This window comes from Thermus sp. (assembly GCF_039793865.1).
Lineage (GTDB): Bacteria > Deinococcota > Deinococci > Deinococcales > Thermaceae > Thermus.
Genome location: NZ_JBAMMI010000097.1, coordinates 1 through 1955, shown reverse-complemented (window position 1 = coordinate 1955; position 1955 = coordinate 1). Strand labels below are relative to the sequence as shown.

Annotated in this window: 1 protein-coding gene; it reads left to right on the top strand. The window is 68.0% G+C overall.

The window, feature by feature from the left end:
* Positions 1–1864, top strand: a 1864-nt coding sequence (locus ABJK26_RS09870; RefSeq protein ID WP_347242103.1) for a Wzz/FepE/Etk N-terminal domain-containing protein, incomplete at its 5' end; no start/stop codon positions are given.
* Positions 1865–1955: the final 91 nt, after the last annotated feature.

Sequence of the window (1955 nt, the reverse complement as noted above, 5' to 3'; positions counted from 1 at the left end):
CGAGCTCACCCTTCGGGACATCGTGGAGGTGCTCAGGCGGCACCGGGTGTACCTCTGGACCCTTCCCCTGGTCTTCGCCGCCCTGGCCCTCATCTACGGCTTCTTCATCGCCGAGCCCACCTACGCTTCCACCGCCACCCTAAGCGTGGCCCCGGTGCAGGTGCAGGCCCAGCTGGAGCAGAGGATCCAGGTGCAGCAGGCCACCCCCATCACCTTTGGGGGGCTAAGGGCCCTCGCCCTCTCCGAGGAGGTGGTGGGGGAGGTGTGGGAGGCCCTGAGGAAGGAGGGGAGGCTTCCCACCCGCTGGCAGGACCAGGGGGCCCTAAGGGGGATTGAGCGGATGATGCGGGACCTGAAGGTGAAGGACATCTCCCCCAAGCAGCAGGTGGTGAACCCCAACCAGGTGCCCCCCATCGTGGCGAGCTTCACCGTCCAGGCCCCAGACCCCCAGGTGGCGGCCAAGGCGGCCAACCTCTGGGTGGAGGCGGTGAAAAGGCGGGTGAACGCCATCCCCCTCGCCCGCCTCGAGGCCAGCCTCAAGGCCTTAGAGGAGCAGATCGCCCCGGCGGAGAAGGCCTACCGGGAGGCCCAGGCCCGCTGGGAGGCCTTCACCAAGACCACCACCCTGCCCCAGGATAAGGCGGAGCTGGACGCCAAGACCGCGGAGCGGGTGAGCCTGGACCAGGAGCTCGCGGGGCTGGAGCGGGACCTGGCCGCCGTGGGGGGGCGCATCCAGGCCACCCTGGCCGAGGTGCGAAGGCAGGAAGCCATCGTGCCCATCGGGACGCCCCCGGAGCAGCTCGTCGTCATCAACAAGCGGCTCAAGGAGGCCCAGGCGGCGCTCAAGGCGGAGACGGAGCGCGCCCGGCAGGCCTACCTGGCGGCGGCGAAGGCCCTAGAAGCCTTTCGGGCGAAAGACCGCACCGCACAGTGGCAAGACGAGCTGAAACAGCTCTCCAGCCGCTTGGCGGACGTTGGAGTGCGGCTGGCCCAGATCGCCACCGAGCGAGCCTCTAAAGAAGCTTCCTTGAAGGAGGTAGAGCGCGCTTTGGCCGGGGAGCCTAAAGCCCTAGACCTCGTGCGCGAGGTTGTGGCCGACCCCGTGGTGGCCACGGTCGTGGCCAAGGGGGACTTGAGTGCGCTCGCTGGATTAAGGCTCAAGGTACAGGAGGTGAACCCGGCCTACGCTCCCCTTCTCGCCCAAGCGGTGGGCCTGCGTAGCCAAATCGGTAGTCTAGAGGCCGAGGAAAAGGCGCTTTTAAAGGAGCAGGAAGCCATCTCCCAGCGAGTGGCCTCCTTGAAACAACTCTTGGCTGCCCAGGAGCGGGAGAAGGAGGCGATCACCTTGGAGTACGCCACCAAGAAGGCGGCCTACGAGGCCTTCCGCGCCCGGTACGACCAGATCGCGAGCCTCACCGCCCAAGACCTCACCTTTGACAACCCCAACCCCGAGTACCAGCGCCTCCGCTCGGCCCTCATTGACGCCCAGGCCGAGGAGGCGAGGCTCCTCGCCCGGAAGGCGGCCCTGCAGGCCCGCATCGCCCAGGTGGAGGCCCGCCTCGGCCTCCTCAAGGAGCGGGTGGCCAAGGCCCAGGTGGAGCAGGACACGGTGAACCAGGCCCTGGACCTGGCCAAGAACGCCTACCTGGCCCTCGCCCAGAAGCGCACGGACCTAGGGATCCAGATCGCCAGCAACCAGGAGGCCTGGGCCTCGGTGCTGGCCCCGGCTTACCCGGTCTACGAGAAGGTGGCCCCCAAGCGGGGCCTCCTCCTCGCCCTGGCCGTGGCCCTGGGCCTCATGCTCGGGGTGATGACCGCCTTCGTGGCGGAGGCGCTTAGGCCCCAGGAAAGGGCCACCGGCTAAGAGGCTGTCGTAAAAGCTCTCCACCAAGCGGGGCCGCCCCTGGCGCTACAGCCACGCCCTTTACCTTCGGCTCCTAGAAACCCTCCTGGAG